The organism is Niallia circulans NBRC 13626 (genome assembly GCF_001591585.1).
Lineage (GTDB): Bacteria > Bacillota > Bacilli > Bacillales > Cytobacillaceae > Niallia > Niallia circulans.
Map to the genome: position 1 here is coordinate 332,658 of NZ_BCVE01000003.1, position 16,312 is coordinate 348,969.

The 16,312-nt window shown below is 35.5% G+C and carries 14 protein-coding genes and 4 tRNA genes; all 18 read right to left on the reverse strand.

What is annotated here, in order from left to right; all coding sequences use genetic code 11:
* Positions 1-801 (reverse strand): two-component system regulatory protein YycI, encoded by an 801-nt coding sequence (locus tag BCI01S_RS05860; RefSeq protein ID WP_061797248.1) that lies wholly within the window; start codon positions 799-801, stop codon positions 1-3.
* Positions 788-2,101 (reverse strand): YycH family regulatory protein, encoded by a 1,314-nt coding sequence (locus BCI01S_RS05865; RefSeq protein ID WP_061797249.1) that lies wholly within the window; start codon positions 2,099-2,101, stop codon positions 788-790. Before BCI01S_RS05865 ends, BCI01S_RS05860 begins: the two co-directional genes overlap by 14 nt.
* The gene (gene walK, locus BCI01S_RS05870) at positions 2,098-3,927 is read right to left on the reverse strand and encodes a cell wall metabolism sensor histidine kinase WalK (RefSeq protein ID WP_047941025.1); all 1,830 of its coding nucleotides are present in this window, start codon (positions 3,925-3,927) and stop codon (positions 2,098-2,100) included. Before walK ends, BCI01S_RS05865 begins: the two co-directional genes overlap by 4 nt.
* An 8-nt stretch (positions 3,928-3,935) precedes the next feature.
* Positions 3,936-4,646: a response regulator YycF gene (gene yycF / locus BCI01S_RS05875; protein ID WP_047941026.1), complete on the reverse strand. Its 711-nt coding sequence runs from the start codon at positions 4,644-4,646 to the stop codon at positions 3,936-3,938.
* Between the two features lie 849 nt (positions 4,647-5,495).
* A tRNA-Phe gene (locus BCI01S_RS05880) sits at positions 5,496-5,568 on the reverse strand.
* 111 nt (positions 5,569-5,679) lie between these two features.
* Positions 5,680-5,756: transfer RNA gene (locus tag BCI01S_RS05885), tRNA-Asp, on the reverse strand.
* 33 nt (positions 5,757-5,789) lie between these two features.
* Positions 5,790-5,861, reverse strand: a tRNA-Glu gene (locus BCI01S_RS05890).
* A 19-nt stretch (positions 5,862-5,880) separates the two neighbouring features.
* A tRNA-Lys gene (locus BCI01S_RS05895) sits at positions 5,881-5,956 on the reverse strand.
* 277 nt (positions 5,957-6,233) lie between these two features.
* Positions 6,234-7,526 (reverse strand): adenylosuccinate synthase, encoded by a 1,293-nt coding sequence (locus tag BCI01S_RS05900; protein WP_047944584.1) that lies wholly within the window; start codon positions 7,524-7,526, stop codon positions 6,234-6,236.
* Between the two features lie 255 nt (positions 7,527-7,781).
* Entirely contained in the window at positions 7,782-9,146 is a 1,365-nt protein-coding gene (gene dnaB / locus BCI01S_RS05905) for a replicative DNA helicase (RefSeq protein WP_047944586.1), read from the reverse strand.
* Positions 9,147-9,395: 249 nt separating this feature from the next.
* Positions 9,396-9,845 (reverse strand): 50S ribosomal protein L9, encoded by a 450-nt coding sequence (rplI, locus tag BCI01S_RS05910; RefSeq protein ID WP_047944587.1) that lies wholly within the window; start codon positions 9,843-9,845, stop codon positions 9,396-9,398.
* Complete coding sequence (locus BCI01S_RS05915) at positions 9,842-11,815, reverse strand: DHH family phosphoesterase (RefSeq protein ID WP_061797251.1); 1,974 nt, start codon at positions 11,813-11,815, stop codon at positions 9,842-9,844. The genes rplI and BCI01S_RS05915 overlap by 4 nt, the downstream gene beginning before the upstream one ends.
* A gap of 371 nt (positions 11,816-12,186) precedes the next feature.
* Complete coding sequence (gene rpsR / locus BCI01S_RS05920) at positions 12,187-12,423, reverse strand: 30S ribosomal protein S18 (RefSeq protein ID WP_047944615.1); 237 nt, start codon at positions 12,421-12,423, stop codon at positions 12,187-12,189.
* A 41-nt stretch (positions 12,424-12,464) separates the two neighbouring features.
* Positions 12,465-12,983 carry a single-stranded DNA-binding protein gene (gene ssb / locus BCI01S_RS05925; RefSeq protein WP_047944589.1) on the reverse strand — a complete coding sequence of 173 codons (519 nt, stop codon included), beginning with the start codon at positions 12,981-12,983 and terminating at the stop codon, positions 12,465-12,467.
* A gap of 56 nt (positions 12,984-13,039) precedes the next feature.
* Positions 13,040-13,330: a 30S ribosomal protein S6 gene (rpsF, locus tag BCI01S_RS05930; protein ID WP_047944590.1), complete on the reverse strand. Its 291-nt coding sequence runs from the start codon at positions 13,328-13,330 to the stop codon at positions 13,040-13,042.
* A 165-nt stretch (positions 13,331-13,495) separates the two neighbouring features.
* Positions 13,496-14,647: a glycosyltransferase family 4 protein gene (locus BCI01S_RS05935; protein ID WP_047944591.1), complete on the reverse strand. Its 1,152-nt coding sequence runs from the start codon at positions 14,645-14,647 to the stop codon at positions 13,496-13,498.
* A 166-nt stretch (positions 14,648-14,813) separates the two neighbouring features.
* Positions 14,814-15,914: a redox-regulated ATPase YchF gene (gene ychF, locus BCI01S_RS05940; protein WP_061797253.1), complete on the reverse strand. Its 1,101-nt coding sequence runs from the start codon at positions 15,912-15,914 to the stop codon at positions 14,814-14,816.
* A gap of 179 nt (positions 15,915-16,093) precedes the next feature.
* Positions 16,094-16,294, reverse strand: coding sequence for a DUF951 domain-containing protein (locus BCI01S_RS05945; RefSeq protein WP_047944593.1), 201 nt, complete (start codon positions 16,292-16,294; stop codon positions 16,094-16,096).
* Between the last annotated feature and the right edge of the window lie 18 nt (positions 16,295-16,312).

Consider the following 16,312-nt stretch of genomic DNA (forward strand, 5'->3'; position numbering starts at 1 on the left):
TCACTCCACTTTCATTTCCTCTGTTTCTGGCTGAATAACTTGTCCATCTAGCGCGTTCACATAAAAATCTTCTTCGTTCACTGTTACTTTCCAAGTTGGCGCAAGCAGCTGTGCCGAAGTATCAAGCTGTGTATAATACCCTAGTTCTATATGACTTACATATGAACCACTTTCAATGAAATTATTCTTAAATAAGTTAAGAATAGCATCAGGCGGCTGCATAATGACCTCTTCTTTATCCATTTCTTTAATGTTTTCTAAATATGTCTGGTTATAAGAAACAATTTTATTTTCTTCATTGACATTAAAGGTAAGCTCCGCTTTAGGATTGCGATACAATGTTTTTCCTGCATGCTGCTGATAGTACTTTATCGTGTTCCCCTTCTTTTCCCAAAAGCGATACTCTGCACCGTTAAGTACGGAATTAAGCAGAAAATCAGTCAAATCATCGGGATCGAACTCTTTATCTATACTGATTGGTTTCTCTAGGACTGCTTGAAGATATATGCTATCTCTTACCGTAATTTCTTGACCGCTTAATAATCCCTTTTCCAACTTCTTGATCTCATCATCGGTAAATTTCTTCGATTTGGCAGATAAATATTGATCCTTCACATTATTGACCGGCAGTTTCTCTTTATCGTAATCAATTCCTAGCCGTGACAATGTGTGTGTTGGTGGTTCTGTTGGTAAATCATCGGCCCGCTGGTATTCCTTAATTTTTACATATTCATAAATTAAATAAACATCTAATAGTAAAAAGGCAATGATAAATATCGTCTTTATCTTACTCCAGTCCATCTAAGCTGCCCCCTGTTCCTTCCGAATATAGGGAATACCATTTATGATCATATTGGTAAAACCAAGTTGGCTGTAAAGAAACGATACTTTGCGAATCGACCTGCATATCGTATCCCAGTACGATCTTCTGGAGTTTTTCCATCTTCAGTTTTTTATTGCTTTTAAGATAATTTAGAACATCCTCTCCTGATGAGATGGTCTCTTTTGAAAAATCAAACGGAGTGGTTGTATTAATAATAATTAAATTACTCGTTAACAGACGCTTTGCCTTATTATCTTCCCAGTATAATCGAATATCGGACAACTCCGTATTTAGATTGAACACAGGCATCCCATTTGTATTGTATAAACGAAAGGTAACCTTTCTATCATCATCTCGTCCGACATAAAGATAGTCATTAATCCAGCCGCCACGTTCATTAATCAATTCGATACTATTATTTATTATATGGTTCTGAGTCATTTCATTCGAAATGCCTGCAGGTTTAAAGAAACTAACTATATGGGTATCTTTATATATTCGTAATAAACCTGAATCATCCGTATACTCTTCCCAATTTGTCAGAATTTCTTTTTGAGCAATACTTGGCTCTTCAAATAATGCTCTGCTCAAGCGGATAGATTCAATTTGTCTTGTAAAGTATTTATATTTATTTATTTCCTGCTTTCCATTAGGCAAGTAAATTAAATATTGATCATTAGGTTTATAAGAAAAATAAGTGGAGTACACTGTCTTTTCCGCATAAACATTTTCTTTCAATTTATTAAGCTGCTCTATATAGGTTGTATTTATCGATGCTTCATATACTTTCTCTGTTTCTTTAGACAGAAAATAAACACTTCCATCCTTATAAGAAAACAAGATCGTATCAAAATCAAAGGAATTATCTTGATCAATTCTTAAAATTTCTTTATAAATACGAAAAGGAACTTGCCCTGGAAACCTTATTTCTAGACTATTATTCTGCTCTTCTAAAAAAGTGGCTATACTAGGAATGGTGGAAGATATATTACGGAAATTCCCATAATCAAATTCTTTCAATCTATTTAGAATATGGTCTACTTCCTCCTTGGAAATTGTACCATAATGCTGCCCATCGATGTGTTGGTAAATTTCATCAGGCTTTATTACTTCACTGACTTCCTTTTTAGCCCCTAATGCCTCTTGCTCCATAGTAGAACCACTAGAATCCATCGCATCAAACTCTCCACCTTGGTCTGTCCAAAGGAGATAATATAATAACACACTTAATGCTACCAGCAAGATTAAAATGCCACTTTTTACGTTCTCATATTTCATCCCCAATCATCCTCTTCAGATTGAATATACGGTAGGGTGAAAGATATTTTTGTTCCTTTTCCTTCTTTACTGGATGCCCAAATTCTTCCCCCATGTGCTTCTACCATTTCTTTCGCAATAGCAAGGCCTAGTCCTGTTCCGCCAAGCTTACGTGTTCTCGCCTTATCAACACGGTAGAAACGATCAAATATTTTATCAATATTTTCTTTTGGAATACCTACGCCATTATCCGATACACTTACGATAATTTGCTGTTCTTGCTCCTTTATAGAAAAAGTAATTTTCCCACCTTCAGGAGAGTATTTCAAGGCATTAGAAATTATATTATCAAGAACCTGTGTCAATTTATCTTCATCAATTTCCACAAATGCTGCTTTCTTAGGCAATTTTCTTATAAAAATAACATTTTGCTCTTTCGTCAATTCAAAACGATCAATAATGCGATTATAAAATACGATGAAATCAACAAGTTCTTTATTTAACTGATAATCACGACTATCTAATTTAGAAAGCTGTAATAAGTCATTTACAAGGCGTATCATCCGTTCTGTTTCCGTTTGTGTGACATTAAGGAATTTCGGAGCTAATTCTTCATCTTTCCAAGCCCCATCATATAGAGCCTCTACATAACTGCGCATTGTCGTTAGCGGCGTACGCAATTCATGGGAAACATTCGCCACAAACTCTTTTCTTTCCATATCAATCTTTTCTTGTTCGGTAATATCGTGAAGAACCGTAATTAAACCATTCACAAACCCTGTTTCTTTTTGGATAACTGAAAAATTCGCCCGTAACACATATGGCTCATAATGTGTACTATAATCCAAAATAACCGATTCTCTTTCCTCGAGAAGTTCCTCAAATGTATACTTTCCATTAAGATCAAGAAGATTAACAATTGGTTCTGAAAGGACTGTTTCACGTGAAACATCCAGCATTTTTGCAGCTGGCTCATTAATAAGAATAATCCGTCCTTTTCTATCTGTCGCAATTACTCCGTCTGTCATATAGGCTAATACTGAAGATAGTTTTCTTCTTTCACTTTCTGTTGTAGCCTGTGACTCTTGAAGCTTCTTGGTCAAATTATTAAAAGTAATCGCCAGCTGGCCGATTTCATCAAATCCATACACTTTTACCTTTCGAGAGAAATTCCCCTTTGATAAGGCAAAAGCATGCTTTTGCATATCAGAGATTGGCTTGGTGATTGTTCTTGCTAACAGAACTCCCAAAATAGCGGTAACAACCAATGTAATAATGGTTCCTTTTTGGAAGATTTGATTAATCTTATCAATTTGTTTATACACATTCTCGATTTTCCCTACCAAATAAATGGCTCCGACTATTTCATCTCCATTCGTCTTTATAGGAGTAATCAGCTCATAGATTTTCTCGCCATTTTTCTGCTTGATCGGATTATCTGGCTGGGAAGAATTAGATAAAATTCGTCTTACCGAATAGTCGACCATTCTCTGGCCAACTAAATTTTGATTTTCCGGATCCGAAGTTCCGACTATAATTCCATTACTATTAACTACTCTAATTTCCTTAATATCAGAAGAATTATTATCACTCAAAATTCTTCTAATATCATCTTCTAACTTTGAATCCCCATTTTCGACGACTCTTTCCTTTACAAGCTGCTCTTCTAAATAAATCGATAAGATATTTACTTTCTCTTGAATCGATACTTTAAAACTATCCAATAAGGTTGTCTGTAAAGTCTTTACAAAATAGACTCCAATAATCTGAATAGAAATTAGAATAAGCAAAACAATTACTACCACAAGCTTCAAATGAATAGAACGAAAAAAACTCACTTTTTTCATTAATAGATTTACTCCTGCTCAGGATTTCTCAAGTAGTATCCAACGCCTCTTCTTGTCACAATCCAAGTTGGATGACTAGGATTATCTTCAATTTTTTCTCTTAACCTTCTTACTGTTACGTCTACTGTTCTTACATCTCCATAGTAGTCGTAACCCCATACAGTTTGAAGCAAGTGCTCTCTCGTCATAACTTGTCCGATATGTTTTGCTAAATAGTAAAGCAATTCAAACTCACGATGAGTCAACTCAATCATTTCTCCCCTTTTCGATACGATATAAGCATCTGGGTGAATTATAAGGGAACCAACTTCAATTTCATTTGTTTCTTTCTCCTCTTCTGCAGCAGAAGAAACTTGCTGGTGTCTACGAAGATTTGCTTTAACACGTGCAATCAGCTCTCTCGTACTGAAAGGCTTTGTTACATAATCATCTGCCCCTAATTCCAGTCCTAACACCTTATCTATCTCAGAGTCCTTAGCCGTTAACATAATAATCGGCATCTCATATTTCTTTCTAACCTCACGACATACTTCCATTCCATCTCTTTGTGGCAGCATAATATCTAATAATACTAAATCCGGCTGAAGTTCTTCTACCTTCTCTAACGCCTCGTTGCCATCATAAGCACAATAAACTTCAAATCCTTCTTTCTTTAAATTAAATTGCAAAATATCCGCAATTGGTTTTTCATCATCTACAACTAGAATCTTTTTGTTCATTCTGCTATTCTCCTTATATCAAGTTTATCTATTGTTATTTCATTCTTTTATTGTTTACTTCTAATGTCTACTTTACCATTTTAAATTTATATAATCACTTTTTTTCTATTATTAGTTTATCCCGCTTTCATCTCCCTTTACCAAGAGAAACAAAAAATAGGTAGCAGGATGATAAAATTCTCCAAATAACTGCTATCCACTAAATAGCCCCAAATAAAAAAGACAGTGAAGCTTTTCATTAGCCCACTGAACATTCCTTCCATCCCCGAATAAAAAATCTCTCTATTTAAAGAGAGAATTGCTTATTTTTCTTTATTAGTCTTTTATTCTTATACATGGGAACTAAAAGCATACATCCATCATCAATACATACTAGGCTGTTATATGCCTTCTTTCTGCAGAAAATTAGTTAGAGCATTATTTTACAATAAAAAATACATAGGTAGATGGATAAATTATTGAAACCTTTTAGACGAGATAATCGTCTATATATATGAGTTTCATTTTCCCTTAATTTTGGCAAGGATATCCTTTTTGATAGAATGGATCCCTTGTCCTTTTTTTGTCTAAAACATCCTCTACTTACTTTTTTCTAAATTAAATAATTCTCTTCTGTTTCTACTCCATTCACTTCATTATTTTAAAGTTCCTAACAAAGAAGACATATACATTAACTTTATCATACTTTTATAAGGAAAAATGGTTTGCTATTATATTGTAATAAAATTGTTGTTAAATTTATATGTTCTGTGGGATTTGTAATAATCGCGGATTTCTTCACATTTATTTACGGGGAAATAATTTGGCATAAAAAAAACAACGAACAGTCGTTGTAATGATAAATCAAGGTGGCTCAGGACGGAATCGAACCGCCGACACAAGGATTTTCAGTCCTTTGCTCTACCGACTGAGCTACTGAGCCAAACTATTGTGACAGATGCTTACTAGCAGCACAGGTCGAAATTCTTACTTGTCTTCAATATGTATTAGATAAAAATATATATTAAATATGCAAATGCATAGGAAGAAAAAATGGCGGTCCGGACGGGACTCGAACCCGCGACCTCCTGCGTGACAGGCAGGCATTCTAACCAACTGAACTACCGGACCATTTTTACTATTAATACCTTTAAAAAGATATTATGACCCATACGGGATTCGAACCCGTGTTACCGCCGTGAAAGGGCGGTGTCTTAACCGCTTGACCAATGGGCCGTGAAATTATTACAAGAAATGGTGAGCCATGGAGGATTCGAACCTCCGACCCTCTGATTAAAAGTCAGATGCTCTACCGACTGAGCTAATGGCTCGTATTTTTTGTCATTTGCGACGCTTTTTATATTAGCATATTACTAAAATAAAAAGCAATACTTTTTTTAAAAGTTTTTTTCAAAAATATTTTTTAACTCCTACGTAACTATTTTTCCTCCGCAAGGTTACTAAAATTAAATACCCAACATAAAGAATGCTGTATACTTATCATACCCTCATGCCATTTCTGTAAACGAATCAAGCAAGCCTGCTTCTATTATCTATTTAGAAAAGAAAAGGTCGTTCTAACACGTTTAGAACGACCTCTTACCATGTTTAGATTTGTCTCCAAGGGCTGTGTATCACATTTGTTTGTGTACGATCTGGACCAACTGAGAACATGGATAATGGGATCCCTGTTAACTGTGAAACTCTTTCTAAATAATGACGGGCATTTTCAGGAAGCTCACTTAATGTTTTACATCCAGTAATGTCCTCTGACCAGCCTGGTAATTCTTCATATACTGGCTCACAATCAGCTAGTACTTTAAGGCTTGCTGGGAACTCTTCCATTACTTCCCCTTTGTATTTATAAGCAACACAAATCTTTACTGTTTCAATTCCTGTTAAAACATCAATGGAATTCAGAGAAAGATCAGTAATACCGCTAACACGACGTGCATGACGTACAACGACACTATCAAACCAGCCGACACGGCGTGGTCTACCAGTTGTTGTTCCATATTCACGGCCAACTTCTCTAATATGATGTCCAATTTCGTCATTTAGTTCTGTTGGGAAAGGTCCATCCCCTACTCTTGATGTATAGGCTTTGGACACACCAACTACATGTTTAATTTTCGTTGGACCAACACCTGAACCAATTGTTACCCCTCCAGCCACTGGATTAGAAGATGTAACAAACGGATACGTACCTTGATCGATATCAAGCATTACCCCTTGAGCACCTTCAAATAATACTCTGCGGCCTTCATCTAATGCATCATTCAATACAACAGAAGTGTCACAAACATATTTCTTAATTTGCTGCCCATACTCATAATATTCATCTAAAATATCTTCTAATTTAAAGCCTTCCGTTTCATAAATACGCTCTAATAAACGGTTTTTTTCAATTAAATTTCTTGCAAGCTTTTCTTCAAATACTTCTTTATCTAATAAGTCAGCAATACGGATACCAGTACGCGCCGCTTTATCCATATAAGCTGGTCCAATTCCTTTTTTCGTTGTTCCAATTTTATTAGCACCTTTGCTTTCTTCCTCAACCTCATCTAATTTTAGATGATAGGGAAGAATAACATGTGCACGATTACTAATTCTCAAATTATCTGTATTGATATTACGGTCATGTAAATATTTTAATTCTTCAATGATCGCTTTTGGATCAACGACCATTCCGTTTCCAACCACACTAATTTTTTCTTTATAAAATATCCCAGATGGAATTAAGTGTAATTTATAAGTTTCTCCATTAAACTTAATTGTATGACCTGCATTGTTACCACCTTGATAACGTGCAATCACTTCTGCATTTTCAGATAGGAAATCGGTAATTTTACCTTTTCCTTCGTCTCCCCATTGCGTTCCTACCACCACTACTGATGACATATCCTAGAGCACCTCCACAGGTTTCTATATCTTTTTTTATTATATCCTTAATCAACATTCCTATTTTATCAATTCCCCAAGATAAAAGTCAATAAAACACGAACAATCTTTTTAATATTTTAAGATTATGTTCGTAAAAAAGAGATTAATAAAAAACGATATAAGTTGAAGTATATTTACTCCGATTAAGACTTCTGTCCATCTGAAAAGGCACAAAAAAAGATTAGTAGCTCGCAGTCTACTAATCTTTTTTTCCTAAGCGCCTGTCGGCATTGCCCCATCTTCAAAGCGCCGTTCTAAATTGACGAATTTATTATATTCTTTTACAAAAGCTAATTGTACCGTTCCTGTTGGTCCATTACGCTGTTTCGCAATAATGATCTCTATAATATTCTTGCTTTCTGATTCCTTGTCATAGTAATCATCACGGTACAAGAACGCTACAATATCGGCATCCTGCTCAATACTTCCTGATTCCCTGATATCAGACATCATCGGACGCTTATCTTGTCTTTGCTCTACCCCGCGTGATAGCTGGGACAAGGCGATTACGGGCACTTGAAGCTCACGTGCAAGCTGTTTTAAGGAACGGGAAATTTCCGATACCTCTTGCTGTCTATTTTCGCCTGCTCGTCCACTTCCTAAAATAAGCTGAAGGTAATCAATTAATATCATTCCTAAGCCATGCTCCTGCTTTAAGCGGCGACATTTAGCTCTTATATCGGTAATCTTTACCCCTGGAGTATCATCAATGAAAATACCAGCATTGGACAGACTCCCCATTGCCATTGTCAGCTTGCCCCAGTCCTCGTCCGTTAATGACCCTGTACGAAGACGCTGTGCATCTATATTACCTTCTGCACAAAGCATACGCATAACGAGCTGCTCTGCTCCCATCTCCAAACTGAAGATTGCTACATTTTCTCCTGTTTTTACGGCAACATTCTGAGCAATATTTAAGGCAAAGGCAGTTTTACCAACGGATGGTCTCGCTCCAACGATAATTAGATCATTGCGCTGGAATCCAGCCGTCATTTTATCAAGCTCAGCAAACCCTGTTGCTATACCTGTTATATCGCCTTTACGATTATGCATCTCTTCAATGTTATCGTATGTTCGCACGAGAACATCTTTGATATTATGAAACGCACCGGCATTTTTCCGCTGTGCTACTTCTAAAATATTCTTTTCCGCTTCACTTAGAAGGGCTTCTACTTCATCCTCGCGGGAATATCCGTCTTGGGCAATATTTGTTGCTGTTCGAATTAATCGGCGCAGCAATGACTTCTCTTCTACAATCTTCGCATAATATTCTATATTGGCAGCGGTTGGCACAGAAGCTGCCAGCTCGCTCAAATAACTAACTCCACCTGTATCTTCTAAGTTATTAGTAGCTGCCAATTCAGACGTCACTGTTATTAAATCGACTGCTTTTCCTTCATCATTTAATTTAAGCATCGTTGAATATATTCTTTGATGTGCGCCACGATAAAAGTCTTCTGGTATTAATATTTCAGAAGCTAGTGTTAAGCTTTGTGGCTCAAGAAATATGGCCCCTAGTACAGCCTGCTCAGCCTCAATATTTTGAGGGGGCATTCGATCATTTAACATTTCACTCAATCTATAAAACCTCCTTAAATGAGAGGATATGATAATAAACATAGCCTAGGTTAAAAAAAGCAACAATCTATACAAAAAGATTCTTTCATTTGCTGAAAGATATTTTTGTATCCACTGTGCCCTTTTCATTTTTTTAAATATTTTCTATTAAAAACAGTCAAACAAAAAATGTGACCAGCTCAACCTGTATCACATTTTCTTAAGCTTATTCTATTTTAACATGTTTAGCGGCAAATGGAACTTCCAATATTAGCTTAATTCTTTTACATGTACATTTAATGTTGCAGACACTTCGTGATGAAGCTTCACTGCAACCTTTGTCACACCTAGTGAACGAATAGCATCATTTAATTCAATTTTTCGTTTATCAATTTTAATTTGATGCTTTTTATTTAGTTCATCAGCAATTTGCTTACTTGTAATTGATCCAAATAACCTACCGCCTTCACCTGATTTTGCATGCAGCTCCACTGTTACTTTTTCTAGCTTTTCTTTTAATTCTTTTGCTCTATTAAGCTCTTCAATAGCTTCTTTCTCTTCTTTTTTCTTCTGTGCATTTAGTGTACTAACAGCTGAAGCATTCGCCTCTACAGCCAAACCTTGTTTTAAAAGAAAGTTATGTGCATAGCCATCTGCTACGTTTTTAACTTCCCCTTTTTTCCCTTTTCCTTTTACATCTTTTAGAAAAATAACTTTCATTCTTTTCTTCTCCCTTCAAAATAGTCATCAATCGCTAACTTAAGCCTTGCCTCTACCTCTTCCATCGGCATATTAGATAGCTGTGTAGCAGCATTGGTTAAATGTCCACCACCATGAAGACTTTCCATAATAATTTGGACATTGATGTCTCCTAAGGAGCGTGCGCTAATTCCAATCATCGTTTCCCCTCTAGGTGCTATTACAAAAGAGGCAATAATTCCATCCATTGTTAATAGAGTATCAGCTGTTTGGGCAATTAAAACAACATCTACTGCTTCTTCTTCCTTCGCTATTGCTATTGCAATTCCCTCTTTATAAAATTGAACATTTTCAATAATTCTTGCTCTTTTCACATAGTTTTCAATATCCTCTTTTAGGAATTTTTGAACAAGTACAGTGTCTGCTCCCTGCCCTCTTAAATAAGAAGCAGCATCAAATGTTCGTGCCCCTGTTCTAAGAGTAAAGCTTTTTGTATCCACAATAATTCCTGCTAAAAGGGCTGTTGCTTCTAACATTTCAATTTTAACAGTTTTCGGCTGATATTCTAGTAATTCTGTTACTAGTTCGGCAGTAGAGGAAGCATATGGTTCCATATAGACAAGAATCGGATTCTCTATAAATTCCTCTCCACGACGATGATGGTCAATCACTACTACATCTTCTATTTTATTCAATAAATGCTCTTCAATCACTAAAGAAGGCTTATGGGTATCAACTACTACTAGAAGTGTATCGCCTGTAGCCATTTCTAATGCTTGATCAGGTGTGATAAATTTCGTAAACAAGGTCTCTTGTTTTTTTATTTCTTCCATCAACCTTCGAACAGCTGTATCTATCTCTTGAAAATTAATGACTATATATGCTTCCTTTTGGTTCATCTGGGCTACTTTATGTATCCCAATCGCTGCGCCAATTGCATCCATATCCGGGTTCTTATGTCCCATAATAATGACTTTATCACTCTCTAAAACTAATTCCTTTAAAGCATGAGAAATTACACGTGCTCTAACCCTAGTTCGTTTTTCTACAGGATTTGTTTTACCTCCAAAAAACTTCACTTTTCCATTTGGCTGCTTTATCGCAACTTGATCTCCCCCTCTTCCTAAGGCTAAATCAAGACTGGATTGTGCAATATTTCCCAGCTCAGGCAAGGAAGATACACCAGATCCAACTCCAATACTAAGTGTTAAAGGTACATTTTGCTTCGTAGTTAATTCTCGAACATCATCTAATATTGTAAACTTGCCCTTTTCCAAATTTTGTAGAATATGTTCATTGAAAATAGCAATGAAACGATCAGAGGAAATCCGTTTTAATAAGACTCCATTATCTGTAGCCCATTTATTTAAAATGGCTGTGACTGTATTATTAATGCTACTTCTTGTCTGATCATCCATACCTTGCGTTAAGTCATCATAATTATCTAGAAAGATAATGGCAATTGCCGTACGTTCGTCTTCATACAGCTTTTCAATTTCCGTTTGCTCTGTCACATCGAAAAAGTATAATAGTCGTTCTTCCACTTTATGAATGACTCGGAACTTTCTTTCATGTAATGTAATGATTTCCGTTTCTACCTCTTGTTTAATTAATGGGATAATGGATGGAGAAACATCATATAAAGACCTTCCAACAAGTGTATCCTCTGTAAAACAAGATGCTAAAAAGGGATTTGTCCATTCGATATAATAATCATCATTTATAAGCATGATTCCTATTGGCATTTCCATTAATGCCTCTTCCCCTACTTTTTTAACACGGTAGGAAAGAGTGGTTATATATTCTTCCGTTTCCTTTCTCTGACGACTATCTATTCGTAAGATAAAATAAAAAGGAATAACAAAAAGAAATAACCCAATTAAGGAAAAGAACCAATTATAAAAAGAGAGGATTCCAAGCATGATAGTGGTAATACCGATTAAACTTATTAATGGATACCGTATGGATCCTTTCTCTAAAAAAGTAGGCAATTTTTCTCCTCCTAAAGCTCGTGAGATTTTCACATAATCCTTACTATGTATTCATTAAACCTGATACTATTATACCCCATAATACTAAATTAAAATATAAAAAGGTCTATCTCTGTCCGTTTACTCCATGATGGCTGAATAAGATTTTCGATGTTATCGATTTCTTATTATGGCGTTAGAAAAAGGGTATTCTACCAGAAGAAAGGGTTCCCATCTTTTATCTAATATTTTACTATCATTTATCTACTTCTTCAATGTAGTTACTAACGTGAGTATGAAGGACAAAAAGAAACTAACAATGCAAGTGTTTTCATATAGATAATATAAAAACCCTATTAAACAAATGTCTAATAGGGTTTTTTATAGGCTAATTATTCTCCACTTACGTATGGTAGTAAAGCCATAGTACGGGCACGTTTAATAGCAATCGTTAATTTACGTTGATATTTAGCGCTTGTACCAGTTACACGACGAGGTAAAATTTTACCACGTTCTGAGATGAATTTTTTAAGTAAATCTACATCTTTATAATCGATGTGAGTGATACCGTTAGCTGTAAAGTAACATACTTTACGACGCTTTGCACGGCCACCTCTGCGTCCACCCATTGCCATGAGATTAACCTCCTTTTTATTATCAAAATTACTTTTTAGAACGGTAGATCATCATCTGAAATATCGATTTGACCGCTATTTGCAAATGGATCTTCATCCACTTTTGTATAATCTTGATTGTTTCTATTTGTTTGAGGTCGCTGATTCTGATAATTATTTGATCCTCCAAAAGGATTATCTTGTTCTCTTGGGGCTCCATAATTCATGTTGTCACTTCTATTATTACCAGAGCTGTTTCTAGGTTCTAAGAACTGAACACTTTCTGCTAATACTTCTGTTACATACACGCGTTTTCCGTCTTGTCCATCATAGCTACGAGTTTGAATACGACCATCAACACCTGCTAAACTCCCTTTTTTCAAGAAGTTAGCAACGTTTTCTGCTGGTTTTCTCCAAATAACACAGTTAATGAAGTCTGCTTCTCTTTCCCCTTGCTGGTTCGTAAAAGTACGGTTAACCGCAAGTGTGAAAGAAGCCACAGCAACTCCACTCGGTGTATAACGCAAGTCAGGATCCTTCGTTAGACGGCCAACAAGAACTACCCGATTCATCATCAGTTTCAACTCCCTTCCATTTTAAGTGTTTCACGTGAAACATCACTTATCTATTATTATTTTGCTTCATCTTTAACTACGATGTGGCGAATGATATCTTCGTTGATCTTAGCTAAACGAGAGAATTCTTCAACCGCTACTGGTGCAGCGTTAACTTTTACTAATTGATAGTAACCATCGCGGAAATCATTGATTTCATATGCAAGGCGACGTTTACCCCACTCTTTTGATTCTGCTAATTCCGCTCCATTATCTGTAAGAATAGAGTTGAAACGCTCAACAAGAGCTTTCTTAGCCTCATCTTCAATATTTGGACGGATGATGTACATAATTTCGTACTTTTTCATCACTTTCACCTCCTTTTGGTCTAGACGGCCCACAATGGGCAAGGAGCAACTATACATTACTCACAATGTAAAAGTATAGCATACTTCATAATAAATAGCAATGCAGGAAAATGAGTCGATAACCTTTTAATTTTTATTAAATAAATATAAAAAGAACTAGCTCTTTTAAGCGTACTTTTGATTAAGATTACGACTGGATTGTATGACTGCATAGTAATCGCTTATTAACCCATCAAAAATAGTATCCCATGATTGTGTTAGAGCATAATTTCTAGCTTCTACACCCATTCTCAGTCGCATCGTTTCATCTTCCAATAGCTCACTTATTGCATGAACAAAGCTCTCAGCATTTTGCTGTTCACATATTTTTCCATTCACATTATTTATTACAAACTCCTTTACCCCTCCTGCATTTGCAACGACAGCCGGAATACCGCTAGACATGGCTTCTAATACAACATTCCCAAAAGTTTCTGTAAAGGAAGGGAAAACAAAAAGATCTGCTCCTGCATATATCCTTGCCAATTCTTCCCCCTTTATATAACCAGTTATTGTTATATTTTTTTGTACTCTCTCTTTTTCCCTCCAGGCTTCTTTGTTTGGCCCATCTCCAACAATGAGCCAATGGACCGAATCTTTGATATCGGAAGGACAATGAATAATTTTATTTAATGTATCTAAATCTTTCTCTGGAGCTAATCTACCTACATACAATAAAATATATTTTTCTTTTATTTGGTATTTCTTTCTTAGTTGTTCTTTAGCATCATGATCAGGCGCAAAAAGCTTAGAATCAATCCCTCTTCCCCAAACTTTTAAGCCATCAAAATGTAAAGATTCTAACTTTCTTTGTGTTTCTTTACTGGGGACAAATATTCTTTCGGTAGATTGATGAAACCATTTTAAATATTTCCATAAAAATGGTTCTAGCAAGGAGGCATGGTAGTATTTAAGATATTGATCAAAGTTGGTGTGATAGGAAGATACCACTGGAATATTTAATTTCTTAGCAGCAAATAACCCGTATAACCCCATCATATATGGTGTTGCTAGATGAATAAGGTCTGGTTGGAATTTTTTTAAGCTATTCTCTATTTTCTTTGGATTGGTAATAACAGTTCGGCATTCAGGATAAAGAAAAAATGGAAGACTTGGAAATTGGTTTATATTAGGGTATGTAGTAGAAGTTTTATTTTCAGGAGAATAAACTTGATAAGCTATTTGTTTGTTGTCAAAATGATCAGTAAGTCTTTTTAAAGTCTGAGCAACACCATTTACTTGAGGAAAATAAGTGTCTGAAAAAATGGCAATTTTCAAAAGCCTCACTCCCTTTTCAGCAAACTATTTTAGGTTATTTTTATTTTAGCAATCCAATACTTGGAGAGTTTTAAGGAATTGTAAAAAGATTGTACAGTTATCTTCTTACATATAAAAAATCACTCCCGCCGTTTCCTTAGCAGGAGTGATTTTCATATTTATTGTATTAAACGTTGAAACGGAAGTGGATAATATCTCCATCTCTTACTACATATTCTTTACCTTCCAAGCGAACTTTACCAGCTTCCTTCGCTGCAACCATATTGCCGCTCGCTAATAAATCCTCATAAGAAACGGTTTCAGCACGAATAAAGCCTCTTTCAAAATCAGAATGAATAATTCCAGCACATTGTGGTGCTTTCATCCCTTGTACAAATGTCCAAGCACGTACTTCTTGTACACCAGCAGTAAAGTAAGTTGCTAACCCAAGAAGATGATATGCCGCACGAATTAGCTGATCTAAACCAGACTCTTCAATGCCAAGCTCTTGTAGGAACATGTCTTTTTCTTCCCCTTCAAGCTCTGCAATTTCTTCTTCAATTTTTGCACAAATAATAATAACTTCTGCATTTTCATTTGCAGCAAATTCTTTTACCCTCTTTACATATTCATTATTTGCTGCATCAGCAATTTCATCTTCGCCTACATTCGCAACATATAATACTGGCTTAATGGTTAAAAGATGTAGCCCTTTAGCAATTTTTGCTTGTTCTTCTGTAAACTCTACTGTTCTTGCTGGTTTTTCCTCTTCAAAAGCAGCTTTTAATAGTTCTAATACTTCTAATTCAGCAACTGCTTCTTTATCTTTTTGTTTCGCCATTTTCCCAACTCGGGCAATTCTTTTTTCTACCGATTCTAAATCAGCAAGAATTAACTCTAAATTGATTGTTTCTATATCAGAAATAGGATCTACTTTTCCTGAGACATGGGTAATATTATCATCCGCAAAACAACGTACTACTTGGCAAATTGCATCTACTTCACGAATATGAGATAAGAATTTATTACCAAGCCCTTCTCCTTTACTTGCCCCTTTTACAATTCCGGCAATATCTGTAAATTCAAAAGTAGTAGGTACTGTTTTTTTCGGTTGTACTAATTCTGTTAATTTTGTTAAACGATGATCAGGTACTTCTACAATTCCAACGTTTGGATCAATTGTACAGAACGGATAGTTTGCTGATTCTGCACCTGCTTGTGTAATTGCATTAAATAATGTAGACTTACCAACATTGGGTAAACCAACTATTCCAGCAGTTAACGCCATTATGCCACTCCCTTATATAAACTTTCTACCTCTATCGTACAAACTAGAAAGTAATTTCATTATTATTATAAACCTCTAACAATTATAGTTTTAACGAGAGAAAAAGACAAGTAGTGTTCCCTTTCCCATCAATAAAAAGACTACAAATATTATTTGCAGTCTTTTCTAAGAAAAATAATCTATTCTTGCTCATGTTTTACTAAAACCTTTTTCATTTTCCTTGCAAATTCTCTTCGCGGAATAAGAACACTATGCCCACATCCCTCACATTTAATACGAATATCCATTCCTAATCGTATTATTTTCCAGCGGTTTGTACCGCAAGGGTGGGCTTTTTTCATCTCAACGACATCATTTAGACCAAATTCTTTCTGTTCCATAATACCTCCTAAAAAATA